Source organism: Ralstonia flatus, assembly GCF_958439105.1.
Classification (GTDB): domain Bacteria; phylum Pseudomonadota; class Gammaproteobacteria; order Burkholderiales; family Burkholderiaceae; genus Ralstonia; species Ralstonia flatus.
On sequence record NZ_CAUDLI010000013.1, the window covers coordinates 29,882 to 52,867 of the forward strand.

The 22,986-nt window shown below is 65.9% G+C and carries 21 protein-coding genes; 15 read left to right on the forward strand and 6 right to left on the reverse strand.

Going from position 1 to position 22,986, the window contains the following annotated elements; translation table 11 throughout:
- The first annotated feature begins 6 nt into the window (after positions 1 to 6).
- Genes R2676_RS23680 through R2676_RS23695 form a run of 4 tightly spaced genes read left to right on the forward strand, consistent with a single transcriptional unit; the run spans position 7 to position 5,010 of the window.
- Positions 7 to 1,770 (forward strand): putative 2-aminoethylphosphonate ABC transporter permease subunit, encoded by a 1,764-nt coding sequence (locus R2676_RS23680; protein WP_027678884.1) that lies wholly within the window; start codon positions 7 to 9, stop codon positions 1,768 to 1,770.
- A 56-nt stretch (positions 1,771 to 1,826) separates the two neighbouring features.
- Complete coding sequence (gene phnX, locus R2676_RS23685; RefSeq protein WP_206274354.1) at positions 1,827 to 2,705, forward strand: phosphonoacetaldehyde hydrolase; 879 nt, start codon at positions 1,827 to 1,829, stop codon at positions 2,703 to 2,705.
- Positions 2,706 to 2,760: 55 nt separating this feature from the next.
- Positions 2,761 to 3,786, forward strand: a complete 1,026-nt coding sequence (locus R2676_RS23690; RefSeq protein WP_102067717.1) for a putative 2-aminoethylphosphonate ABC transporter substrate-binding protein — start codon at positions 2,761 to 2,763, stop codon at positions 3,784 to 3,786.
- 3 nt (positions 3,787 to 3,789) lie between these two features.
- Positions 3,790 to 5,010 (forward strand): TIGR03364 family FAD-dependent oxidoreductase, encoded by a 1,221-nt coding sequence (locus R2676_RS23695; protein WP_206274355.1) that lies wholly within the window; start codon positions 3,790 to 3,792, stop codon positions 5,008 to 5,010.
- Between the two features lie 60 nt (positions 5,011 to 5,070).
- Here the strand turns inward: R2676_RS23695 and R2676_RS23700 are convergent, their stop codons facing one another.
- Positions 5,071 to 5,754, reverse strand: coding sequence for an HAD family hydrolase (locus R2676_RS23700; protein ID WP_206274356.1), 684 nt, complete (start codon positions 5,752 to 5,754; stop codon positions 5,071 to 5,073).
- Between the two features lie 45 nt (positions 5,755 to 5,799).
- Positions 5,800 to 6,735, reverse strand: a complete 936-nt coding sequence (locus R2676_RS23705; protein ID WP_206274357.1) for a LysR substrate-binding domain-containing protein — start codon at positions 6,733 to 6,735, stop codon at positions 5,800 to 5,802.
- 238 nt (positions 6,736 to 6,973) lie between these two features.
- Here R2676_RS23705 and R2676_RS23710 point away from each other — a divergent pair, with 238 nt between their 5' ends.
- The 6 genes from R2676_RS23710 to R2676_RS23735 all read left to right on the forward strand — a co-directional run bounded on the left by R2676_RS23710 (position 6,974) and on the right by R2676_RS23735 (position 12,985).
- On the forward strand, positions 6,974 to 7,393 hold the full coding sequence (locus R2676_RS23710; protein WP_027678890.1) for a F0F1 ATP synthase subunit epsilon: 420 nt from the start codon (positions 6,974 to 6,976) through the stop codon (positions 7,391 to 7,393).
- Between the two features lie 269 nt (positions 7,394 to 7,662).
- Positions 7,663 to 9,633 carry a TonB-dependent receptor plug domain-containing protein gene (locus tag R2676_RS23715; protein WP_206274505.1) on the forward strand — a complete coding sequence of 657 codons (1,971 nt, stop codon included), beginning with the start codon at positions 7,663 to 7,665 and terminating at the stop codon, positions 9,631 to 9,633.
- On the forward strand, positions 9,630 to 10,202 hold the full coding sequence (locus R2676_RS23720; protein WP_206274358.1) for a YfiR family protein: 573 nt from the start codon (positions 9,630 to 9,632) through the stop codon (positions 10,200 to 10,202). Before R2676_RS23715 ends, R2676_RS23720 begins: the two co-directional genes overlap by 4 nt.
- Positions 10,199 to 12,211: a putative bifunctional diguanylate cyclase/phosphodiesterase gene (locus R2676_RS23725; protein ID WP_206274359.1), complete on the forward strand. Its 2,013-nt coding sequence runs from the start codon at positions 10,199 to 10,201 to the stop codon at positions 12,209 to 12,211. Before R2676_RS23720 ends, R2676_RS23725 begins: the two co-directional genes overlap by 4 nt.
- A 70-nt stretch (positions 12,212 to 12,281) precedes the next feature.
- The gene (locus R2676_RS23730; protein ID WP_206274360.1) at positions 12,282 to 12,581 is read left to right on the forward strand and encodes a type II toxin-antitoxin system MqsR family toxin; all 300 of its coding nucleotides are present in this window, start codon (positions 12,282 to 12,284) and stop codon (positions 12,579 to 12,581) included.
- A gap of 2 nt (positions 12,582 to 12,583) precedes the next feature.
- Complete coding sequence (locus R2676_RS23735) at positions 12,584 to 12,985, forward strand: type II TA system antitoxin MqsA family protein (RefSeq protein WP_027678894.1); 402 nt, start codon at positions 12,584 to 12,586, stop codon at positions 12,983 to 12,985.
- Between the two features lie 63 nt (positions 12,986 to 13,048).
- On the opposite strand, the gene R2676_RS23740 is transcribed toward R2676_RS23735, so the two are convergent.
- The 4 genes from R2676_RS23740 to R2676_RS23755 form a co-directional block, all read right to left on the reverse strand.
- Complete coding sequence (locus R2676_RS23740) at positions 13,049 to 13,936, reverse strand: EamA family transporter (RefSeq protein WP_206274361.1); 888 nt, start codon at positions 13,934 to 13,936, stop codon at positions 13,049 to 13,051.
- Positions 13,937 to 14,331: 395 nt separating this feature from the next.
- A complete protein-coding gene (locus R2676_RS23745) occupies positions 14,332 to 15,972 on the reverse strand; it encodes a rhodanese-related sulfurtransferase (RefSeq protein ID WP_206274362.1) in 1,641 nt (546 codons plus the stop codon).
- Positions 15,969 to 16,637 (reverse strand): cysteine dioxygenase family protein, encoded by a 669-nt coding sequence (locus R2676_RS23750; RefSeq protein ID WP_316857622.1) that lies wholly within the window; start codon positions 16,635 to 16,637, stop codon positions 15,969 to 15,971. The genes R2676_RS23745 and R2676_RS23750 overlap by 4 nt, the downstream gene beginning before the upstream one ends.
- A gap of 60 nt (positions 16,638 to 16,697) precedes the next feature.
- Complete coding sequence (locus R2676_RS23755; RefSeq protein WP_206274363.1) at positions 16,698 to 17,906, reverse strand: acyl-CoA dehydrogenase family protein; 1,209 nt, start codon at positions 17,904 to 17,906, stop codon at positions 16,698 to 16,700.
- A 197-nt stretch (positions 17,907 to 18,103) separates the two neighbouring features.
- Here R2676_RS23755 and R2676_RS23760 point away from each other — a divergent pair, with 197 nt between their 5' ends.
- The 5 genes from R2676_RS23760 to R2676_RS23780 are packed head-to-tail and all read left to right on the forward strand — an operon-like array spanning position 18,104 to position 22,976.
- Positions 18,104 to 19,195 carry an LLM class flavin-dependent oxidoreductase gene (locus R2676_RS23760; RefSeq protein ID WP_102067707.1) on the forward strand — a complete coding sequence of 364 codons (1,092 nt, stop codon included), beginning with the start codon at positions 18,104 to 18,106 and terminating at the stop codon, positions 19,193 to 19,195.
- A gap of 9 nt (positions 19,196 to 19,204) precedes the next feature.
- Positions 19,205 to 20,044: a class II aldolase/adducin family protein gene (locus R2676_RS23765; protein ID WP_206274364.1), complete on the forward strand. Its 840-nt coding sequence runs from the start codon at positions 19,205 to 19,207 to the stop codon at positions 20,042 to 20,044.
- A gap of 49 nt (positions 20,045 to 20,093) precedes the next feature.
- Positions 20,094 to 21,101 carry an ABC transporter substrate-binding protein gene (locus R2676_RS23770; protein WP_206274365.1) on the forward strand — a complete coding sequence of 336 codons (1,008 nt, stop codon included), beginning with the start codon at positions 20,094 to 20,096 and terminating at the stop codon, positions 21,099 to 21,101.
- Positions 21,102 to 21,144: 43 nt separating this feature from the next.
- A complete protein-coding gene (locus R2676_RS23775; RefSeq protein ID WP_206274366.1) occupies positions 21,145 to 22,182 on the forward strand; it encodes an ABC transporter permease in 1,038 nt (345 codons plus the stop codon).
- Positions 22,176 to 22,976, forward strand: coding sequence for an ABC transporter ATP-binding protein (locus R2676_RS23780; protein ID WP_206274367.1), 801 nt, complete (start codon positions 22,176 to 22,178; stop codon positions 22,974 to 22,976). The genes R2676_RS23775 and R2676_RS23780 overlap by 7 nt, the downstream gene beginning before the upstream one ends.
- Positions 22,977 to 22,986: the final 10 nt, after the last annotated feature.

A 22,986-nucleotide genomic window follows, 5' to 3' on the forward strand; every position in this document is an offset into this window, starting at 1 on the left:
GCCACGATGTCGATGCTGCCTCCCGAGACCAACGTGGTTGCGGCCACGCAATCCGAACCGGTTCGCGCTGCGAGCCGGCCATTCTGGCGTACCGATGCGCCGGTGCTGACCGGCATGAAGCTCGGCTGGTTGCTGTTGCTGACCCTCGGTCTGCTGCTGCCCACGGCGATGATGCTCTTGCAGGCCACGGGCCTCGTTGCCAGTGCCCGGAGCACGGACGAGCATGGCTTCGCGCTGGTCGCGCACGTGGTGCAGGGGCCGAATTTCCTGGCCATGGTGGGGCGTACGCTGGCCGTATCGAGCGCCGTGGCCGCGATTGTGGTGCCGCTGGCGTTTGCCCTTGCCTATGCGGTGCAACGCACGCGCATGCCGTTGCGCGGCACGATGCGCACGCTGGCCATGCTGCCGCTGTTTGCGCCGTCGCTGTTGCCCGGCATTGCGCTCGTCTACCTGTTCGGCAACCAGGGCCTGTTCAAGGCGTGGATGAACGGCGGCAACATCTACGGCTTCTGGGGCATCGTGCTGGGCGAGGTGTTCTACACCTTCCCGTATGCACTGATGCTGCTGCTGGCGACGCTTACGCTGGCAGACGGTCGCTTGTATGACGCCGCACGTGCCATGGGCGCAAGCCCTTGGCGCACGTTCCGCACGGTCACGCTGCCCGGCGCGCGCTACGGCTTGTTCGGTGCCTTTGCGCTGGTCTTCACGCTGGTCGCGACTGACTTTGGCGTGCCGACCGTGGTGGGTGGCAGCTACCAGGTGCTGGCCGTTGAGGCCTACAAGGCGGTGGTGGGGCAGCAGCAGTTTGCGCGCGGCGCCGTCATCGGCTTGATGTTGCTGCTGCCTGCGCTGCTGACCTTTGCGGTAGAGCGCCTCGTGCAGCGTCGCCAGCACGCCGCGCTGGCCAGCCGCGCACAACCCTATCACCCACAGCCGGATCGCCTGCGTGACGGGCTTTTCCTGTTGCTGAGCGCGTTGGTGGTTGGGGGGATTCTGCTGATGCTGGCTACCGCCGTTGGCGCGTCGCTGGTGAAACTCTGGCCGTACAACCTCGAGCTGTCGCTGCGCAACTACGACTTCGACAACATGGACGGCGGCGGCTGGCTCGCATATCGCAACAGCCTGAAGCTGGCCGCGCTCACCACCGTGTTCGGGACCGCGCTGATCTTCACCGGCGCATGGCTGGTCGAAAAAACGCGCGCCGCAGGGTGGCTGCAATCGTGGCTGCATTCGGCCATCCGCTTTGCGGTGTTGTTGCCGATGGCGGTGCCCGGCCTCGTGCTGGGTCTGGGCTACGTGTTCTTCTTCAACCATCCCGCCAATCCGCTCAACGGCCTGTATGGCGGCATGGCGCTGATGGTGCTCTGCACGATCATGCATTGCGCCACGGCAGCGCACCTTACGTCGGTGGCCTCGCTCGGGCAGCTCGATCCGGTGTTCGAGGCGGTGTCGGCCTCGCTCAAGGTGTCGGCGCTGCGCACGTACTGGCGCGTAACGCTGCCGATGTGCCTGCCCGCCGTCCTGTCGTGCGCGCGCTACTTGTTCGTGTCGGCCATGACGACCGTGTCGGCGGTGATCTTCCTCTACAGCCCGGACACCGTGCTCGCGTCCGTGGCCGTGTTGAACATGGACGACGCCGGCGACATCGGCCCCGCTGCGGCCATGTCCACGCTCATTCTCGTCACGTCGATCGTCGTATCGCTGCTGCTGGAGCTGGCCATGCGCGGCATCGTGCGCCGCACGCAGGCCTGGCGCACGGCGGCGCATTGAGGTCGCAGTCCGTCATTCGTAGTCCGTCATCGCAACAGCAGAAAGGAAGCAAGAACATGGGTGATTCCTCGCCAATCACGGCGCGCCAGGCGGGCGCAGACCGCCCCAATCCCGGCAGCACGCCATTGCGGCTGGAAGCTGCGGTGCTCGACTGGGCCGGCACCGTGGTCGACTTTGGCTCGTTTGCGCCCACGCAGATCTTCGTGGAAGCGTTCGCGGAATTTGGCGTTGCCATCACGCTGGACGAAGCGCGCGGCCCGATGGGCCTGGGCAAGTGGGACCACATCCGCACGCTGTGCAACGACGGCGCAATTGCCGCGCGCTTCTCGCTCGCGCATGGCCGCATGCCGACCGATGACGATGTCACCGCCATCTACAACCGCTTCATGCCGCTGCAGATCGAAAAGGTCGGCGCGCATTCCGCACTGATTCCGGGCGCCCTGGACACCGTCGCTGCACTGCGCGAAGCGGGTTTGAAGATCGGCACGTGCTCGGGTTACCCGCGCGTGGTGATGGACCGCGTGGTCGACCTGGCTGCCAAGGCCGGCTACACGCCCGACTGCGTGGTCGCTTGCGACGAAGTGCCCCGCGCCCGCCCGTGGCCCGCGCAGGCCCTGCGTTGCGTGGTCGATCTTGCGATTGGCGATGTGGCTGCCTGCGTAAAGGTCGACGACACCGTGCCCGGCATCGAAGAAGGCCGCCGCGCCGGCATGTGGACCGTTGCGCTGCTGATGTCGGGCAACGCGCTGGGTCTGCCGTACGCGCAATACGCCGCGCTGTCTGCGGATGAGCGCGCGCGGCATCGCGTTGCCATCTCGGCCGGCTTTGCCGCCTGCCGACCGCACTACGAGATCGACACGATTGCCGATCTGCCTGAAGTCGTGGCCGATATCAACCGCCGCCTCGCGCGCGGTGAGCGCCCGCAGTGCATCTGAGTTTGCTGTTCTGTTTGTTGTCTTTTCCGCTGCATCACACCCTACCGAGGAAACCATGACCGCACGTCTTTCCCTGCTGGCCGCTGCAATCACGTCGGCAACGATGGCGTTTGCCACGTCGGCGTTCGCCAAGACCACGCTGACCGTGTACACGGCGCTGGAAGCCGACCAAGTGAAGGCGTATCAGGATGCCTTCGAGAAGGCCAATCCGGACATCGAAATCAAATGGGTGCGTGACTCCACCGGCGTCGTCACCGCCAAGCTGCTGGCCGAGAAGAACAACCCGCGCGCCGACGTGGTGTGGGGTCTGGCTGCATCGAGTCTGGCCATCCTGGACAAGGAAGGCATGCTGACGCCGTACGCGCCGGCCGATCTGGCGAAGATCGGTGCAACCTACCGCGACAAGGCCAACCCGCCGGCCTGGGTCGGCATGGACGCTTGGGGCGCCGCCATCTGCTTCAACACCGTCGAAGCACAGAAGCAGAACCTGCCGAAGCCGACGTCGTGGGCCGACCTGACGAAGCCCGTCTATGCCGGCAAGATCGTCATGCCGAACCCGGCGTCGTCCGGCACGGGCTACCTCGACGTGAGCGCCTGGCTGCAGACGATGGGCGAGCAGAAGGGCTGGGCCTACATGGACGCGCTGCACCAGAACATCGGCCAGTACACGCACTCGGGTTCGAAGCCTTGCAAGATGGCGGCGTCGGGTGAATTCCCGATCGGTATCGCGTTCGAATACCGCGCGGTGAAGTCGAAGAAGGAAGGCGCCCCGATCGATATCGTGCTGCCGTCGGAAGGCCTGGGCTGGGACGTGGAAGCGACCGGCATCATGAAGGGCACGAAGAACCTGGAAGCGGCCAAGAAGCTGGCTGACTTCTCGGCAAGCCCCGCTGCCATGGCGCTGTACGAGAAGAATTTTGCCGTGGTGGCCACGCCCGGTTTCTCCAAGCCGGATCCGCTGCTGCCGGCCGACTACGAAAAGCGCCTGATCAAGAACGACTTTGCATGGGCCAGCGCCAACCGTGACCGCATCCTCGCCGAGTGGACGAAGCGTTACGACGGCAAGTCGGAGAAGAAGTAAGCGATGCAAGCTCCCGTATCTCAAGGGAGCCTGGATGCCAGCACCGACGTCGCCATCGTCGGGGCTGGCATTCTGGGCTTGGCGCACGCAGCCGCGGCCGTCAAACGCGGCCTGCGCGTGACGGTGTTCGAGCGCAGCGACATTGCCGTCGGCGCGTCCATCCGCAATTTTGGGCAGATGCTGGTGACCGGCCAGCCGCCCGGCATCATGCTGGACCTTGCGCGCGAAAGCCGCGCCCTCTATCTCGATTGGGCCGACAAGGCCGGCATCTTTGCGCGCGCGAACGGTGCGTTGCTGTTTGCCCGCAATGCCGCAGAAGAAGCCGTGCTCGACGAGTTCATGGCAACGCGCGCACCGGGCTTCGGCTACAACGTCAAGCTGTTGCGCAGCGCAGACCTGGCGAACCTCTACGATGGCCGCTTCCTGCGCCACCGCGCGGCGCTCCAGGGCTTCGACGACTTGCAGCTCTATTCGCGGGAAGCGATTCCTGCGTTGGCCTCGTGGCTCGCCACACAAGGCGTGCGTTTCCATTTCGGTACGCTCGTGCGCCATGTGGAAGGCGGCCGGCTGGAGACCACCGCCGGCGTATGCAACGCCCAGCGCGTCGTCGTCTGCAGCGGTCACGATTACCAGACGCTGTGCGCCGATCAGCTTCGTGTTCTGCAACCGCAGGTGTGCCGCCTTCAGATGCTGCGCGTCACGCCCGAAGACGGCTTCCGCCTGGAGCACGCTGTGCTGACCGGCCTGTCATGCACACACTACGGTGCATTTGCGGATCTGCCGACCGCGCGCGCGCTGGCCATGCAGATCGAGCATCAGCGCCCCGAGCTGGCGCGTCACGGCATCCACCTGCTGGTGAGCCCCACGCCATATGGCGACTGGATCGTTGGCGATTCGCACGATTACGGCCAGGACGCCCGCCCGTTCAATGCCGAGTCGGTCGACAACCTCATGCTGGATCTCGCTCGCGACACCTTCGGCAGCAAGCTGCGCGTGGTGGAGCGTTGGCAGGGCGTGTATGGCGCCAAGTGCCATGTGCCGGGCAGCGGCGCATTCTCCATCACCCGCGTCGACGACCGCACCACGGTCGCACTGATGCACAGCGGCATTGGCATGAGCGTCGGACCGGCGCTGGCGCATCGGCATATGGATGCGCTCGTCGACGACACCGCGCTGCCGCAGTGGACGCCGCCGGCCAGCACGCCCGCAACAATGGCTGCCTGACGGAGCGTCGTTCAGTGCAGGATCGCCCGCACGGTTCACCCCGCGCGGGCGTTTTTGTTTTCAGGCGGCAAAGAGTTCGACGATCGGCCAGCCGCGCGATTCGGCCACGGCACGCAAGGTGTTGTCGGGGCTCACGGCCACCGGGTGTGAAACCGCCTCGAGCAACGGCAGGTCGTTGCGCGAATCGCTGTAGAACACGGTGCGCGAGAAGTCCGTCATGCGCTGGCCGCGCTGTGCGAGCCACTCCGTCACGCGCACGATCTTGCCGGCACCAAACGTGGCCGTGCCGAGCGGATTGCCCGTGAAGGCGCCATCGCTGTGGCCGTTGACGGTCTCGCCCTCCACCGCCAGCAGATGCGGCACGTTGAATGCCGCAGCGATCGGCTCGGTCAGGTAGCGGTGCGTGGCGGTGACGATGCAGCACAGGTCGCCGGCGCGCAGGTGTGTGTCGACCAGTTGCCGCGCGCGCGGCAGCATGGCCGGCGTGATGATGTCGCGCAGGAACGTGGCACGCCAGGCGTCGAGCCGCGTGCGCGGATGCTGGGCCAGCAGGCCGAGCGAGAAACGCGCGTGTCGCGCAAAGTCCAGCGTGCCGTCGCGGTATTCCCGCATCCACCGTTCGTTGGCTTGCTCGAAGACGCTTCGGTCCACCGCGCCCTGGGCGACCAGAAAGCGGCCCCATTCGTATTCGCTGTCAATGGGCAGCAGGGTGTGGTCCAGGTCGAACAGGGCAAGCGATTGCATACAGCAGGCGGGCGGGGGCGGTTGAAAAACCGCGAGGTTACGTCCCTAGCGCGTCGCGGCTGTGTCCATCGCCATAACTTTGGCGATGAACGCATCGGCCTTTTTATTGGGTGTTTGCGCAAGCTGCGGGTTCAGGCAGTCGAGGAACGCCCGCACCAGCCGTGCATCCTTGCGCTCCTTCAGAAAGTACAGGTATTCGTGGATGATCGGCGCGTGGTCGGCAAACGGCAGCACGCGCACGTCGGGCCGGCGCGGGGCTTCACGGGCGGGCACGATGCTGCAGCCCAGCCCCAGGCTGATCGCCTCGTAAATGGCTTCGCGGCTGCCGATGATGCTCGTGCTGGCGGGCTCGATGCCGGCCGCAGCGAACGCGTCTTCGGTAACGCGGCGCGTGACGGAACCCGGCTCGCGCATCAGCAGCTGGCAGCCGGTAATGTCGCCCAGCGTAATGCTCGGGCGCCGACCGAGCGCGTGGTCCAACGGCACGACCAGCACCATCGTGTCCTCGGCCAGCGTGATGCGATGCAGGCGTTCGTCGTCCACCGCGTGAGACGACACCGCCAGGTCGATGCGCACCTCCGAAAGCGCCTCCAGCATCTGCTGCGAGTTGCCGAATTCGATGGTGATTTCGATGGTCGGATGGCGCGTGCGAAATGCCGCCACGCTGGGCAGGATGTAGTAAGGGCCCGTGGCGCCCACGCGCAGGTTGCCGGTGCGCAGATCGCCGGCATTGCGCAGGAGAAAATCGACGTCGCCTTCCTGCTGGGCGAGGCGTTCGACGATGGGCATGAGGCTCACACCCAGATCGGACAGGTCCAGCCGGCTGCCGCGGCGGTGGAACAGCTCCACGCCGTACATCTCTTCGAGCTGGCGGATGCGCCCGGTCACGGTGGGCTGCGACAGGCGCAGGCGCTTGGCGGCAGACGTGACGCTGCCCTGGCGCGCCACCTCGAAGAATGACATCAATAGATCGCCCAGCATGGTTGTGTTTCCCTGATATGTCTTTTTTGATCGTCAGGCCGCTCAGTCTAGGCAGCGTTTGTGACGCTACATGCGGTGAAACCTTACGGTCAGCCATGGGCCGATGCGCGGGCGGGCGGCCACTGCCGCGTGCAGGTCGACGTGGCCCGGGCGGCATTGAAAAGGCGGCGTGCGCGAGGACGGCGCGGGCGCACATCGTGCTACCGTGTTGACCTATGCGCGTAACAGAGGAGAGGCCATGCCGGTGCTGAAGGTCGATGTCGTCACAGCAGAAGAACGGCTGTACGAAGGCAACGCCAAGTTCGTGGTGATCCCCGGCACCGAGGGTGAACTGGGCATCCTGCCCGGCCATGAGCGTCTGCTCACGCGCTTGCGCCCCGGCACCGTGCGCGTCACGCAGGAAAACGATGAAGAGGTGATCCTGTTTGTGGCCGGTGGCTTTGTCGACGTGCAACCCGAACAGGTGATCGTCCTGGCCGACACCGCTGTGCGCGCGCACGACCTGGACGAGGCCAAAGCCGAGCAGGCCCGCAAGGCGGCAGAAGAGCACATGCAAAACAGCAGCAGCAAATTCGACTACGCCCGCGCCCAGGCCGAACTGGCGGAAGCCGTTGCGCAGCTGGCCGCCATCGAGCGATTGCGCAAGCGCCGCCGCTGAATTTGCCATCACATCCGCGCTAGAGCGTCGTCCCGTCCTCGGAGGGGTAAAGAACCGCGCCGCGCCTCCGTTTTAAAGCAGAACTATCGAAATCCCGCTGAGCGTCCCCAGAGACGTGATCGGTTCTGCCGGTTCTGCTGATGCCGCCCTTTGTTGTGATTGCCCGTGCGCTTGCGCCGGGCTGCCGGAGACACCCGAGTGCCGAGCTCTCATGCGCGTCGCCCAGGCACTTGCCCCGCACGCTGACGGAGTCGAAGCGAATCGCGCAAATGTTTGCGGTGGCGGGTACGTTGCTTTCCACGGGCGCGCTCGCACAGACGGACGTGGCCGACCTCACTGCGTTGCCCATCGAGCAGCTCATGCAGGTGCAGGTCGTCACGAGCGCATCCAAGTACGCACAGGCGGCCAATGAGGCGCCGGCCAACGTTTCGGTCGTCACCGCGGCGGACATCAAAGCCTATGGCTGGCGCACCCTGGCCGACATCCTCGGCAGCCTGCCGGGCCTCTACACCAACTACGATCGCAGTTACAACACGCTGGGGGCGCGCGGCTTTTTGCGTGCGGGCGACTACGACACCCGCTTCCTGCTGCTGATCGACGGCCATCGCACCAACGACCCGATCTTCGACCAGGCGGCCGTCGGCACCGAAGCCATCCTCAACGTCGACCTGATCGAGCGCGTCGAGTACGTGCCGGGAGCGGGCTCGGCGGTGTACGGATCGAACGCGCTGTTTGGTGTGATCAACATCATCACCAAGCGCGGCCGTGACATCGACGGCGTGCAGGCCAGTGCATCGACGGGCAGCGCCAATGCGCGCGACGCCCGCGTGACGTGGGGCAAGCGGTCCGAGAACGGTGCCGAATGGCTGCTGTCGGCCAGCGTGAACGACGCCCCCGGCCGTGACCTCTACTTTCCCGAGTTCAACCAGCCGGGCGTGAGCGACGGTGTGGCCCGCGGCATGGATTTCGACCGCGCCAAGCGCCTGTTCGCCAAGGGCAGCTTCGGCGAGTTCGGGATGACGTTCGGCTACGTCGATCGCACCAAGGGCGTGCCGACGGCCCCGTACGACCAGAGCTTCAACGACCCGCGCTCGCGCGCCGTCGATACACGGCACATGTTCAACGGCACTTGGCAACACGCCGTGGACGACACCACCGACGTGTCGGCCCGGCTGTTCTGGGGGCGGTATGCGTCGCTGGGCGATTACACATACAACCCGCCCCCGGCCGGCATCAACCGCGATGTGTTCGATACCGCGTGGTACGGCACGGAACTGAAGCTGGTGACGCGCCGCATCGAGCGCCACACGCTGGTCATGGGCACCGAGCTGCAGCGCGACTACCGTGATGCAATGCGCAATTTCGATACGGCGCCGTACGTCAGTTACCTGGACGACCATCGCACCAACAATCGCGTGGGCGTGTATGTGCAGGACCAATTCATGCTCCATCCGGATTGGCTGCTGGATACGGGCCTGCGCTACGACCACACGAGCTTCACGCCGGGCATCTTCAGCCCGCGCGTGGGCCTGATCTGGCATGCCGCTCCCACGACCACCGTCAAGGCGATCTATGGCATGGCCTATCGTGCGCCGAACGATTACGAACTGAACTACCAGACCACGGCGCCCGGGGGCCAGCAGGTTGCGCATGGGCTGTCGGCCGAACGCATCCGGACGTATGAAACAGTTGTCGAACAGCAAGTTGCCGCGGGCGGCAAGGCCACGTTGTCGGTGTTTCAGAACAACGTTTCCAACCTGATCAGCCAGAGCGACGACCCGAACACCGGGCTGCTCTTTTTCAGCAACGTGGCGCGCGTGCGCACGCGGGGCGCAGAACTGGGCTACGAGCAGAACTGGCCGGGCGGCACGCGCCTGCGCACGAGCTACAGCTTCCAGCGTTCCGAAGACATGGACTCGGGTCAGACGCTGGCCAATTCGCCGCGTCACATGCTCAAGATCAACGCCACCGCCCCCGTCTGGCGCGACGACTGGCGCGCCGGGGTCGAGGCGCGGTACATCAGCAATCGGCTGACGACGACTGGGCAGGTCGGCGGCTACTGGATCGCCAACCTGACCTTGCTGGCGGGGCGGCTGGCACCGAATCTGGAGATGTCGGCCAGCGTCTACAACCTGTTCGATCGACGCTACGCCGATCCGGCCGGACCGGAGCAACCGCAGTCGGCCATCGAGCTGGATGGACGTGCCTTTCGCCTGAAATTCACCTACACGTTCCGATGAACACCCCGCACGGCAGCGTCCGACGCGCACGAAGACCAGGCCCGCGCAGGTTCTGCGCGGTGCTCGGCGCCGTGCTGGCGGGCGTGGCATGCATGGGCGCCACGCAGGCGCAGATGCAGGCCAGCGAAGTGCAGGTCAAGGCGGCGTTCATCTACAACTTTGCGCTGTTCACCAACTGGCCGGCCGACGTCATGCAGGCCGATGCCCCGATGGTGGTGTGCGTCACCGCCCAGCACCCGTTGCAGGCGGCCTTGGAAAAACTGACAGGAAAACCCGTGCGCGGACACCGCCTGGAAATCCGAAAGATCAACGACGGCGCCGTCGCCGGCTGCCATGTCCTGGTGTTCGACGCGCGCGCCTCGAACGGTGTGCGCGTCGATCCGGCCACGCCCGTGCTGACGGTATCCGACAGCCCGAAAGGCCAGCACGCCGCCGGCAACCCCGACCCGATGATCGCGTTGGCGCTGCATGAAGACCGCGTGGTCTTCGACATTGATGCGGTGGCCGCACGGCAGGCGCGTCTGCAGCTCAGCTCCCAGCTGTTGCGCCTGGCGAGGAGCGTGCAATGAGCGAGTCCATCACGACCTCTCGGCCGCGGCTGGGCCACTCCGTGGTGCGGGCCAACATGGCCGGTGCCGGTGCGGCGCTGACCATCGCCGGCTTCCTGCTGATCGTGTTCCAGTTCATCGCGCTGCATGCGGCGCTGGTGCGCGACGTGCACGTGCAGGCGCGCATCGTTGGCGCCAACAGCGTGGCCGCGCTGCTCTTCAATGATCGCCGGGCGGCGGAGGAAACACTCGCCGCACTGGAGGCATCGCCATCGCTGCGTGCCGCCGGCATCTTCAGCGCACTGCGCAAGCCGTTGGCGCTGTATCAGCATGGGGACGCCGCACCGGTGCGTGCCCCCGATGCCGCCATGCTGCGCGAGTCGGACGTATCGACGCTCACCACGCTGGAAGTAGTGGAGCCGGTGGAGTCGGAACGCCGCGTGATCGGCTATGTCGTGGTGCGCTCGAGCCTCAGCGAGCTGTACATGCAACTGCTCGGCTATGCGGTGCTGACCGTATCGGTGGGCATCGGCGCAATGGGCCTCGCGTATCTGGTGATCGCACGCATGCGCCGCGCGGTGCTGCAGGCGGAGGCGCATCTGGACTACCTCGCCCACATCGATTCGGTGACGGAACTGCCGAACCGGCACGCCTTCAACGAACGCCTGCAAGTCTCGCTCAAGCGCGCAGGCCAGGCGGGTGCGGTGGGGCTGCTTCTGCTGGATCTGGACAACTTCAAGGTCGTCAACGACACGCTGGGCCACAACAACGGCGACCGCCTGCTGCGCCAGGTTGCGCGGCGGCTGAACGACGTGATCGACCAGGCCAACCTGCGTGCCGTGTTGTGCCGCATCGGCGGGGACGAGTTTGCGGTCATCGCAGAACTGTCGGGGCGCGCGCAGATTGCCGAGGCGGAAGCGGCAACGCTGGCCGAGGGATTGGCCAAGCGCGTTCTGGCTGCGCTGGCGGCGCCGTTTGCACTCGACCTGCACCAGATCTACGTGACGGCCAGCGTGGGCGTGAGCCTGTATCCGCATGACGCGCGCGACGTGCAGGTGCTGACGCGCAACGCCGACACGGCCATGTACCACGCCAAGAACCGCGGCAAGAATGCCGCCGCCAGTTTCACGTCGGAGATGGACCAGCAGGCGCGCCGCCGCCTGCGCGTAGAAGCCGACCTGAGGCGCGCGCTGGACCGCGAAGAATTGCTGCTGGCCTACCAGCCGCAGGTGCGCCTGCGCACCGAAGGCGCACACGACGCACCGATCTCGAAGGCGAACGTCTACGGCGTGGAAGCGCTCGTGCGCTGGCGCCATCCGGAGATCGGGCTGATCGGCCCGGGCGAGTTCATCGCCGTGGCGGAAGAAACCGGGCTGATCGTGCCGCTTGGCCTCTGGGTGCTGCGTACCGCGTGCCAACAGGCGGTGCGCTGGATGCGCGAAGACGGCATCACGCTGCGGGTGGCCGTCAACCTGTCGGCCCGGCAGACGCGCGACCCGGCGCTCGTCGAGAACGTCATGGACGTGCTGCGCGAAACCGGCCTGCCGCCGCATCAGTTGGAACTCGAAATTACCGAGAGCGTGCTGATGGAAGACATCGAGGCCAACATCGCGCTGCTCGAATCCCTGCACGCGGCCGGCATCAGCCTGTCCATCGACGATTTCGGCACCGGCTATTCGTCGCTCGCGTATCTGCAGCGTTTCCCGATCCAGAAGCTCAAGATCGACCGCAGCTTCGTGCAGCGCATGCCCGGCGACGGCGAGGCCATTGCCGGTGCGGTGATCGCCATGGCCCACAGCCTGCGCATGCAGGTCGTGGCCGAAGGCGTGGAAGATCCCGAGCAGCTCGCGTTGCTGCGCGACGCCGGCTGCGACCTGGGGCAGGGCTACCTGTTCTCGCGCCCGCAGCAAGCCGACGCGTTGCTGGCGTGGCTCAACCGGCTGGACAGCCCAGAGGACGACGGCAGCGCCGTGTTTGCCGACGGCGAAGCGGCGCCGCGCGCGTCGTTGCCGTCGTCGTTGGCCGGATAACTTCTCCCGAAAGACCGTTTTCAGAATTCACCTATTTGGTATACTAACCAAGTAGGTTAATTTGGCGTGCATGGAAAAACGTACGCCACACGCCAAGCTGTCGCTTATTCGTGAACTGATCCGATCGGGCAGCGTACGGGCGACACGCAGTGCATACGAGGGGGCGCTCGAACTCGGCATTACGGATCTGGCGGGCATGTGCGCAGTCGTCATGACGCTGACGCCGCACTGCTTCTACAAGAGCATGACGACCCATGCCGACCACCGCGTGTGGCAAGACGTCTATCACGCCAAGGCGCAGGGCCAAGACGTCTACCTGAAGCTGACCGTTGTTGATGGCGTGCTGATCGTTTCCTTCAAGGAGCTTTGACCATGAAATGCCCGAGCTGCGGTGCCGCCGAGCTGGTTCATGACACCCGCGATGTGCCGTACGCCTACAAAGGCGAGACGACTGTCATCCCATCCGTCACTGGAGCGTTCTGCCCTGCATGCGACGAGATCGTGCTCGAACGCGGGCAGGGCGACCGGTATGGCGAACTGGTGTCGGCGTTTCAGCGCCAGGTGAATGCCGGCTATGTTGATCCGGCCTACATTGCGGCGGTGCGGCGCAAACTGAATCTGGACCAGCGCGAGGCCGCCGAGATTTTTGGCGGCGGCGTCAATGCGTTCTCGCGCTATGAGACCGGGAAGACGAAACCGTCTCTGGCGCTGGTGAAACTCTTGAAGCTTCTCGACCACCACCCCGATCTGCTGGCTGAAATCAAGACAGCTTGATCGCCCTCCAAAGAAAAAGCCCGCCAATGTGCGGGCTTTTTTTTCGACCACCATCGGGCACGTTCAAGCAGCCGCCCGCCGCGCCGCGCGCGTTGCCCCCGCCGTCAGCACCACCACGGCCGCGAGGATGATGCCCGTTGCGCCCAGCGTCTGCGGCGCGACGACTTCATCTGCCAGCCATGCGCCCATCAGCAGGGCGATGGGCGGGTTCACATACACGTAGCTTGTCGCCATGACGGTGGACACGCGTTCCACCAGCGCCATGTAGGCCGTGAATGCGATGGCCGAGCCGAACACCACCAGGTAGCCCCACGCAAGCGCGGCATGCATGCCGATGTGGCTGGGCCACGTTTCGCCGGTGAGCAGGCTGAGCACGACGAGTGCCACGCCGCCAAAGGCCATCTCCAAGACGAACGCCGTCATGCCCTTGGGCATGTCGATGCGCTTGGAGAGCTGCGAGCCGAACGACCATGACGCAATGGCGGTAGTCAGCGCCAGCACGCCCACCGTGCTGGCCTGGAATTCTGCGCCACGAAACAGCACCGCAATCCCGATGCTGCCCAGCGCGATGGCGCCAATCTCATAGGCACGCAGGCGGCCGCCGGCCAGCAGCGTCCAGAGCGTGGAGAACAGCGGCATCGACGCGATCATCACCGTGGTCGCACCCGACGAGATGGTCTGCTCGGCCACCGCCGTCATGCCCATGCCGCCCACCAGCATGAACGCGCCGATCAATGCGCAGTTGCGGACTTGGCGCGCATTCGGCCGCTCTTCGGGCTGCTTGCGCTGTCGCAGGATGACGAGCGGGGCGAGCAGCACCGCCGCAGCCAGAAAACGCGAGCCCATCATCAGGAAGGGCGGCAGATCGGTCAGCGCAAAGCGGATGGCGAGATACGTTGTGCCCCACACCACGTAGGTGATGAGCAGGCACAGGGCAATGAAGGGGGACATGACGGAACCTCTGCGAGGAAGTCCCGATGCTACTCAACGCCGGCTTATGCGCAAAACGAGTTTTGTTATCGCTCGTTGTGAGCGGCGTTAGCAAGCAAGTGAGGCGGAGGCGTATGTGGAGTTTGAGACCCCAATCACGGGGTTCCAGACCTCACGTTTGGGGTTATGGACCCGGCGTGCGGGGTTTGGAACCCCATGCATGGCGTTCCGAACCTCAATGCTGGCGTTCGGACTACGAGATATCGAGGTTCTGAACGCCACCGGTCACGTTCCGAACGCCACCGGTGGGGTTCGGAACCTCAAGCGTGGCGTCCGGAACCTCAAGCGTGGCGTGTTGGAACCCCAAGTGTGGAGTTCAGAACGCCAAGCGTGACGTTCCGAACCTTGGCGGCCACTCAGATGACCCGGAACCCGTGCGTTCCGTCGCGCCGCAGCTGCTCCACCAGACCGAACTCCCAGTCGAGGTAGGCCTGCATGGCGGTGCGCGGCGCGCTCGTGCCCTCATACGGGCGGCGGTAGCGGTCGATGCGGTCTGAGGCCAGGCGGGTCTCGCCGGCTTCAACGGGCAGGCCGGCGGCCACCCATGCTGCGGTGCCTCCGTCGAGCACCCAGACCTCGGCCTGCGTCAGCTTGGCAAGGTCGGCGGCGGCAAAGCGGGCGAGCTGGCTGGAGCCGCATGTGAGCACGTAGCGGCGGGCCGCCGGGATGCGCGCCAGCGCTGCGGGCAAGTCCGAGCGCACGGCAAACCACGCCCCCGGAATATGCCGCGCAACGTAGTTGGCGCTGCGCGTGACGTCGATGACGGCGGTGTCGCCTGCTTCCAGCCAGCCGGCCAGGGCGCGGGCGTCGACCGTGCGCACGGCCGGAGGTTGTGGAGCGGGCGTCTGCCACGTGCCGGTGACGCTGCGCTCGCTGGCGTCGACGGGGTCTACGACATAGACCTCCCAGCCCATCTGTGCGAGCCACGAGGCGGACATGTCGGCGCGCACGCCGTCGTCATCGGCCAGGACGATACGGGCGCCGCGCACGGCAGCCGTGTGGTCGGTTTCCTGCACGAGCTGGCCGCCGGGCGCGCTGGCAAAGCCGGGCAGGTGGCCGGCGGCATATTCCTCGGGCGTGCGTACGTCGAGCTTGTAGACCGTGCGGTCCGGTGTCTCGAGTTTGGCAACCTCAGCCAGCGCAATGCGCGGCACGTTGGCGCGTTCGGCCACGGCGCGTGCATCGGCCTGGGCCTGCGCGCGCGTTTCGGCAGACACGTCCTGCGGGTGACGGCGGCTGGCGCCATGGTCCAGCACCTGATCGGCCAGCAGCCAGCCGATGGTGCCGTTGCGCAGTGCCGCCACCGGGTTGGGGATGCCAGCATTCACGAGCGATTGCGTGCCGATGATGCTGCGCGTGCGGCCTGCGCAATTGACGATGACCTGCGTGCTCGGGTCCGGCGCCAGCTCGCGAATGCGCAATACCAGCTCGGCGCCCGGCACGCTCGTCGCCGTGGGGATGCTCATGGTCTGAAACTCTTCATAGCGGCGCGAATCGACGATCACCACGTCGCGCTTGGCATCAAGCAGCGCCTTGACCTCCTGCGCGCTGAGCGATGGCGTGTGGCGCTGCGCCTCCACGTATTCGCCAAAGGCCTTGCTCGGCACGTTCACGTCCTGGAACACTTCGCCGCCGGCTGCGCGCCAGCCATCGAGGCCGCCTTCGAGCAGGTACACGCGCGTATAGCCGAGTTCAGCCAGCTTGGCCGCCGCGCGCGGGGCGAGGTCCACGCCATCGTGCACGCCGTACAGCACGATCAACGTATCGCGGCGCGGAATGCGCGACCACGCTTCCAGCTCCAGCCGGGAGAGCGGGAGGTTGGCTGCCCACAGCGGATGCGCCTGGGCATACGGGTCTTCCTCGCGGACGTCGACCAGCGCGATCTCTTTGCGGGCCAGCAGGGCGGCGCGCACGTCGGCATACGCCAGTGTCGGGACGTGGGTTTCGGCCAGCGGTGCAGCGACCGGCGATTCGATGGCGTCGATGGTGGTGCTCATGATGCAGGCGTGTCCTTGGAACGGTCCCAGAGATTGGGCAGATGGGTATTCGAATAGCCGGAGACGAAAGGCTTGCGCTCGCCGTCTTCCGTATAGACGGAGCGGTGGATCCCGCCGATGTTGCCGCCGTAGACGTGGATGCTGATCGACGTGCGGTCGTCAAAGGCGTTGTGCACGCGGTGGATGTCACCCACGCGCGGTGAGACGTGTTCTACAGCGCCCGGCTCCAGGCGGATGGCCGGGCCGTCGGGTTGCGGTTTGCCTTGCGCGTCGAGCTTGAACGGCTGCGAGTATTCAGCGCCGCGCAGCATGCCGATCAGGCCCCACGTGGTGTGGTCGTGAATGGGTGTGCGCTGGCCGGGGCCCCAGACAAAGCTGACGATGGAAAAGCGCTCGCCCGAATCGGCATGCAGCAGGAACTGCTGGAAGTGCTCGGGGTGCGGCTGCGCGTATTCAGCGGGCAACCAGTCGTCGCGGGCGACAAGCGCGCCGAGCAGGGCGCCGGCACGCGAGAGGATCTCGGCTTCGGTCGGTTGCTGATCCAGCAGGCGCGACAGCGCGGTCACGAAATCACGCAGCGGTGCGATGGACTGGGTTGCGGGCGCCGCAGAGGAAGCGGCAGCGGAAACAGCAGCGGAAGCGGCAGCGAGGGCGGGCGTGCTCATCGGCGGGTTCCTGATGTGGGGTTTCGATGCATCTTGCTGGACTTGATGGGCGGCGTCCAGCTAAACCCCGAGCGCAGTGCGGCCGGCTGCCAGCAGGATGGAATCGTTCTGCGGCGTGTGGATGCGGCTGCACAGCACATCGCGATAGTGGCGCTCGAGCGGGTTGTGGCGCGACAGCCCATGGTTGCCGGACAGCTGCAGCGCCAGCTCCACGGCGCGGATCGCGTTGCTGGTGACGGTGTACTTGAGCAGCCCGCTGTCGGTCATGGAAAGCGGCGAGCCTGCATCTGCGGCCTCGGCTGCGTGATCGAGCAGGACGCGGTTAGTGCGCAGCGCGGCCGCAATCTCGCCTACGGCTTCCTGCATGCGCGGCAGCGTGGCGAGCGGCCCGCCCAGGTTGGCCGGCGCACGCGTGTTCAGGAACGCGACAAGCCAGTCGCGCGCGGCCTGGGCCACGGCGTCGTACAGGCTGCCGAGCAGCACGTTCATCCAGGCTTGCTGGTCGAGCTGCGCGCTGGTGTCGGCTTGTGCAGCACCGTGTACCGGCCATTCAGCAGCAGGGCGGATGTCGACGGCGTGGTCGAGCGGAATCTCCACATCTTCCAGGACGACGTCGTGGCTGCCCGAGGCACGCAGGCCGAGGTGGTTCCAGGTTTCTTCAATGCGGATGCCAGGTGTTTCGGGCAACGGGCGCGGCACGAGAAAGATCCCCACGCGCGGCTCGGCTTCATCGGTGCGGCCCCACACGGCAAGCCAGCGCAGCGCAGGGCTTCCGGTGCTGTAGAGCTTGCGGCCCCGGATGCGCCAGTTGTTGCCCACACGCGTTGCCACGGTGGCGGGCAAGCCACCGCGTGCGGGCGTGCCCAGGTCGGGCTCTACGCGCAACGCGTTGATGAGCGCACCTTCATTCAGGGCGGTGGCAAACACCTGTTGCCTGACATGCGCCGGCCAGCGTGTATCGGCACGCGCGATGGCGCGGTGCTGCAGGTATGTCATGGTCAGCACCAACGCGGTGGCTGCATCGGCATGGGCGATGGACGCAATGATCTGGCGTGCCGTCTGCAGGCCGGCGCCGCCACCGCCATGCGTTTGCGGGATGACCTGTGCAATCAGGCCCGAGGCGTGCAGCAGCGCGAAGTTGTCGTGCGGGAAGCTGCCCTGCACATCATGCTCTGCGGCTGACGCGGCCAGCTGCGGAGCAATGGTGGCCAGCACTTCGGCAAGCCGGTCGGGCGGCGTTGGCAGGCGATGCAAGGGAGCGGGCGACATGGCGATGCAATGTGCGAGGCAGGTGACATTGGCGCACAGCGTATCCGGGTTGCCACGCGCCGCGAACGACCTATGCCGTATATGCAGCGTTGAAATTATTCGTTAGTGCAATGCGGGTGGTGACGTAACTTCATTCGCATTCATGGCGGGGCGCATTGCCTCGCCAGTCTTCTAACGATATGCGGAATGGAGCCAGCATGAGCGTCGATTTCATCGGCATGATCCAAAGCCAGAAGCAGTCGGAAATTCACCCGCCCGATCCGAACGGGCCCGTGATCGACCGCGATTACGTACGTGCCTTTGCACAGGCGCACGAGCAGGCCGGCTTTGATCGCATCCTCGTGCCGCACCATTCAACGGGGCCGTCGGCCACGCTCACGATTTCGTATGCAGCCGCGTTGACGGAGCGCATCCACTTCATGCTTGCGCACCGGCCCGGGTTTACCAATCCGACGTTGGCCGCGCGCCAGATCGCCACGCTGGATCAGTTCACCGGTGGCCGCCTGGGCGTGCACTTCATCTCGGGCGGCTCCGACAGCGAGCAGCGTCGCGATGGCGACTACCTCGACCACGACCAGCGCTATGCACGCACGGACGAATACCTGGGCATCCTGCGGCGCATCTGGACAGAGTCGAAGCCGTTCGACCACGAGGGCACGTTCTATCGCTTCGAGCAAGGTTTCTCTGAAGTGAAGCCCGCGCAGAAGCCCCATGTGCCGATCTACTTCGGTGGTGCTTCGGATGTGGCCGTCGAGGTGGCCGGCAAGCATGCCGACGTGTATGCGCTGTGGGGCGAATCGCTCGACCAGGTGCGCGATCTGACGACGCGCGTGCGGGCCGAAGCCGCCAAGCACGGGCGCAGCATCCGGTTTTCTGTGTCGTTCCGCCCGATCCTGGCGGAAACGGAAGACGCCGCCTGGGCACGGGCAGAGAACATCCTTGAGCGGACGCGCGCGCTGCGTGTGCAGCAGGGCTACAGCCGAGGCGGCCCGCAACAGAGCGAGGGTGCGCGCCGCCTGCTCGCGGCAGCCGAACAAGGCGAGCGCGTCGACAAACGTTTGTGGACGGCCATCGCCAAGGAAACCGGCGGACGCTCCAATTCCACCGCGCTGGTCGGCACGCCGGAGCAGGTGGCCGATGCGCTGCTCGACTACTACGACCTGGGCGTCACCACCTTCCTGATCCGCGGTTTTGATCCGCTGGAAGACGTGGTGGATTACGGTCGCACGCTTATCCCGCGCGTGCGCGAGCTGGTCGCGCAGCGTGATGCGCAGCGCAAGGCCGCGTGAGGCACGGGCATGAGCGCAGTCCTTTCCATCGAGCGCCCGGCATCGTCCACGCTCAAGCTGAACAGCACGCCGCAGCAGAAGTTCTGGTTTGATCCGCCCGCCACGCGGCCGACGCTCGAGGCCGAGCGGCGCCATCGGCAGGAGCGCCTTGCGGGCGCGTTCCGGCTGTTTGCGCGGCACGGCTTCGACCTCGGGCTGGCGGGGCACATCACCGCACGCGATCCGGAGTTGACGGACCACTTCTGGGTCAACCCGCTGGGGGTGCATTTCTCGCGCATCAAGGTGTCGGACCTCCTGCTCGTGAACGCGCGTGGCGAGACCGTCATCGGCAACCGGCCGCTCAACAAGGCGGCGTTTGCGATTCATGCGGCGATTCACGAAGCGCATCCGCACATCGTGGCTGCGGCGCACACCCATTCGACCTACGGCAAGGCGTGGTCGACGCTGGGTCGGCCGCTGGATCCGCTCACGCAGGATGCATGCTCGTTCTATGAAGACCATGCGCTGTTCGACGACTTCACCGGCATGGTGGTCGATTCCAGCGAGGGCGAGCGCATCGCGCATGCGCTCACCAAGCCCGACGGCGGCACGCACAAGGGCGTGATCCTGAAGAGCCACGGCATCCTCACGGCCGGCCCGACGGTGGAAGCCGCGGCATGGTGGTACATCGCGCTGGACAACGCTGCCCACACGCAATTGCTAGCCGAGGCCGCCGGCACGCCGCAGCCCATCGATGCCGCCACGGCGCGCCACACGCACAGCCAGGTGGGCGGGCAGGAGGGGGCGCTCCACGCATTCGAGAGCCTTTACGCCGGCCTGGTCGCGGCCGAGCCGGACGTGCTCGATTAAGCCGTCGCCTGACAGAACACATCGAACACATCATCACGGGGAGCATTCAATGAGCGAAGAGACCGCGGGCATCTCGCGCCGCAAGATATTGCACGCAGCGGCCGCCACGGCGCTGGCCGCACCGGCATTGATCCTGGGCCGCAAAGCCTACTCGCAACAGCGCAAGCTGACATTTGCGTGGAACCATAACTCGTTTTGCCTGACGCCCATCGTGGTGGCGCAGGAGCGCGGCTTCTTCGAAAAGAACGGGCTGCACGTCGACCTGATCAACTACAGCGGCTCGACCGATCAACTGCTCGAATCCATCGCCACCGGCAAGGCCGATGCGGCAGTCGGCATGATTCACCGCTGGCTCAAGCCGCTGGAAGCGGGCTTCGATGTGAAGATCATCGGCAGCTCGCATGGCGGCTGTGTGCGGCTTGTCGGCTCCAAGGCGGCAGGTGTCACGAACCTGGCGGCGCTCAAGGGAAAGACCGTGGGCGTGAGCGATCTTGCCGCGCCGGGCAAGCACTTCTTCACCATCTTGCTGGCCAAGAACGGCATTGACCCGGACAAGGACATCACCTGGCGCCAGTACCCGGCTGACCTGCTGGGCGTGGCGGTGGACAAGGGCGAGATCCAGGCGATTGCCGACGGCGACCCGAACCTCTACCTGCTGGAGAAGCGCACGAACGGCGCCTACGTGGAACTGGCCACGAACCTCTCCGGTGAATACGCGCGCAAGGTCTGCTGCGTGATCGGCGCACGCGGCGAACTGGTCCGCAATGACCGCCCGACGGCATCGGCATTGGCGCGTTCGATTGTGCAGGCCACGGATTTCGTCAACGAAAACCCGAATGAGGCCGCCAAGGTGTTTGCCAAGTATTCGCCCAAGGTGGCGCTGGACGACTTGCGCAAGCTCTACGCCACGCTCACGTATACGCATCACCCGACCGGCGTCGACCTGCGCGACGAGATCGCCTTCTACGCGGAAGACTTCCGCCGCATCGGCGTCATCAAGAAGACCACCGATCCGCAGCGCCTGGCGCAGCACGTATACGTGAATGTGCTGGCCTGACGCACGGCGCGTGAGCTCGTGAGCACATGAGGAACACATCGACATGAGCACCATCCCGCAAACACTGGAGGCGCCCGCCGCGCTCTCCAACCCATTTGCCGATGCCGCAGAGCGCCGAGGGGCATGGCGTACCGGCGCTGTGGCCGCATTGGCCTGGGCCGCCTTCGGGCTGCTGACGTGGCGCTGGCCCAACCACGTGGTCGGCTTCAGCGACTGGGCGTTCACGGCGGAGCTGGGCGTTGCCGCGTTGATCGTTGGCATTGCGCTGTTCGTGGTGGCGTTGGCGGCGGGCCATGTGGCCCCGTTGCGCCCCGTGCAGGAAGCGCTGCAACCGGCCGGGCCATGGCTGATCGCCGTGCCTGCGGTGCTGGCGTTGTGGGAGGTGCTGACGGCCAAGTCCGGCGCATTGCCCACACCGTTCTTTGCGCCGCCGCAGGCGTTGATCGAGGTCTATTCGGAAGACTGGCCGCGTCTGGGCGACAGCGTGTTGAATACGCTCAAGCTGCTCGGCATCGGTTATCTGCTCGGCGCGTTGACGGGCTTTCTGGTGGGCGTGTCGATCGGTTGGTCGCGCGGGGTGGGCTACTGGGTGCATCCGGTGCTGCGCATTCTCGGGCCGTTGCCGGCGACGGCGCTGTTGCCGATCACGTTCTACTTCTTCCCGTCGAGCTATTCGGCGGCGGCTTTCCTGATCGCCCTGGCGGCCGGTTTTCCGGTGGCGGTACTCACGTGGTCCGGCGTGGCGGGCGTAAGCAAAAGCTACTACGACGTTGCGCGCACGCTGGGCGCATCCAACGCATTCCTGGTGCTGCGTGTGGCGATTCCTGCAGCGCTGCCCCAGGTGTTCGTGGGTCTGTTCATGGGGCTGGGCGCATCGTTCACGGTGCTGGTGACGGCGGAGATGATGGGCGTGAAGTCGGGCCTCGGCTGGTACCTGACCTGGGCGCAAGGCTGGGCATCGTACGTCAACATGTATGCCGCGCTGATTGTCATGGCGCTGCTGTTCTCCAGCATCATCACGCTGCTCTTCAAGGTGCGTGACCGCGCGCTGGTCTGGCAGAAGGGGACGCTGAAATGGTAGCCGTGCTGGAACGCGAGGCACCGCCATCTGCGGCCACAGCCGGGGCGCGTATCGACGTGCAGGGCGTCAGCCACTGGTTTGGCAGCCGCGCCAATCCGCTGCAGGTGCTCGACGGTGTGAGCCTGACCATCCAGCCGGGCGAGTTCGTTGCGCTGCTTGGCCCAAGTGGTTGCGGCAAGTCCACGCTGCTGCGCCTGATTGCGGGGCTGGAGCCGCCCACGCGCGGCCGTATCCTGCAGGACGATGCCCCCATCAACGCGCCGGACCCGTCGCGTGTGGTGGTCTTTCAGGATCCGACGCTCTACCCATGGCGGCGCGTGTGGGACAACGTCGCGCTGGGCCTGCAAGCGCGCGGCGTGCTCAACGCAGAGCGTGACCGCGTGGACGACGCGCTGGAACGCGTGGGCCTGGGCGGCTTTCATCGGGCGTTTCCGCATGAGCTGTCGGGCGGCATGGCGCAACGTGTGGCGCTGGCGCGTGCGCTGGTCAACGATCCGCAATTGCTGGTGCTGGACGAGCCCCTGGGCAAGCTGGATTCACTCACGCGGCTGGCCATGCAGAGCGAGCTGGTGACGCTGTGGCAACGCGCGCGCTTCTCAACCGTGCTGGTGACGCACGATGTGGAGGAGGCGCTGTTCCTGGCGCAGCGGGTGGTCATCTTCAGCCCGCGCCCGGCGCGCATCACGGCGGAACTGACGGTGGATCTGCCTTACCCGCGCCATCGCGGCGACCCGCGCTTGAGCGCGTTGCGGCACGAGGCGCTCGGTCATCTCGGCCTCGGCGAGACCTGGTAGATGGCGGCAC

What these genes read in the sequence shown, in the direction of transcription:
- R2676_RS23750 (WP_316857622.1), bottom strand. Translation starts at nt 16,637, where the DNA reads ATGAGCACGCCCGCCCTCGCTGCCGCTTCCGCTGCTGTTTCCGCTGCC.
- R2676_RS23720 (WP_206274358.1), top strand. Translation starts at nt 9,630, where the DNA reads ATGAACACCCCGCACGGCAGCGTCCGACGCGCACGAAGACCAGGCCCG.
- R2676_RS23730 (WP_206274360.1), top strand. Translation starts at nt 12,282, where the DNA reads ATGGAAAAACGTACGCCACACGCCAAGCTGTCGCTTATTCGTGAACTG.
- R2676_RS23690 (WP_102067717.1), top strand. Translation starts at nt 2,761, where the DNA reads ATGACCGCACGTCTTTCCCTGCTGGCCGCTGCAATCACGTCGGCAACG.
- R2676_RS23680 (WP_027678884.1), top strand. Translation starts at nt 7, where the DNA reads ATGTCGATGCTGCCTCCCGAGACCAACGTGGTTGCGGCCACGCAATCC.
- R2676_RS23695 (WP_206274355.1), top strand. Translation starts at nt 3,790, where the DNA reads ATGCAAGCTCCCGTATCTCAAGGGAGCCTGGATGCCAGCACCGACGTC.
- R2676_RS23780 (WP_206274367.1), top strand. Translation starts at nt 22,176, where the DNA reads ATGGTAGCCGTGCTGGAACGCGAGGCACCGCCATCTGCGGCCACAGCC.
- phnX (WP_206274354.1), top strand. Translation starts at nt 1,827, where the DNA reads ATGGGTGATTCCTCGCCAATCACGGCGCGCCAGGCGGGCGCAGACCGC.
- R2676_RS23710 (WP_027678890.1), top strand. Translation starts at nt 6,974, where the DNA reads ATGCCGGTGCTGAAGGTCGATGTCGTCACAGCAGAAGAACGGCTGTAC.
- R2676_RS23735 (WP_027678894.1), top strand. Translation starts at nt 12,584, where the DNA reads ATGAAATGCCCGAGCTGCGGTGCCGCCGAGCTGGTTCATGACACCCGC.
- R2676_RS23725 (WP_206274359.1), top strand. Translation starts at nt 10,199, where the DNA reads ATGAGCGAGTCCATCACGACCTCTCGGCCGCGGCTGGGCCACTCCGTG.
- R2676_RS23700 (WP_206274356.1), bottom strand. Translation starts at nt 5,754, where the DNA reads ATGCAATCGCTTGCCCTGTTCGACCTGGACCACACCCTGCTGCCCATT.
- R2676_RS23775 (WP_206274366.1), top strand. Translation starts at nt 21,145, where the DNA reads ATGAGCACCATCCCGCAAACACTGGAGGCGCCCGCCGCGCTCTCCAAC.
- R2676_RS23755 (WP_206274363.1), bottom strand. Translation starts at nt 17,906, where the DNA reads ATGTCGCCCGCTCCCTTGCATCGCCTGCCAACGCCGCCCGACCGGCTT.
- R2676_RS23705 (WP_206274357.1), bottom strand. Translation starts at nt 6,735, where the DNA reads ATGCTGGGCGATCTATTGATGTCATTCTTCGAGGTGGCGCGCCAGGGC.
- R2676_RS23715 (WP_206274505.1), top strand. Translation starts at nt 7,663, where the DNA reads ATGTTTGCGGTGGCGGGTACGTTGCTTTCCACGGGCGCGCTCGCACAG.
- R2676_RS23765 (WP_206274364.1), top strand. Translation starts at nt 19,205, where the DNA reads ATGAGCGCAGTCCTTTCCATCGAGCGCCCGGCATCGTCCACGCTCAAG.
- R2676_RS23745 (WP_206274362.1), bottom strand. Translation starts at nt 15,972, where the DNA reads ATGAGCACCACCATCGACGCCATCGAATCGCCGGTCGCTGCACCGCTG.
- R2676_RS23770 (WP_206274365.1), top strand. Translation starts at nt 20,094, where the DNA reads ATGAGCGAAGAGACCGCGGGCATCTCGCGCCGCAAGATATTGCACGCA.
- R2676_RS23740 (WP_206274361.1), bottom strand. Translation starts at nt 13,936, where the DNA reads ATGTCCCCCTTCATTGCCCTGTGCCTGCTCATCACCTACGTGGTGTGG.
- R2676_RS23760 (WP_102067707.1), top strand. Translation starts at nt 18,104, where the DNA reads ATGAGCGTCGATTTCATCGGCATGATCCAAAGCCAGAAGCAGTCGGAA.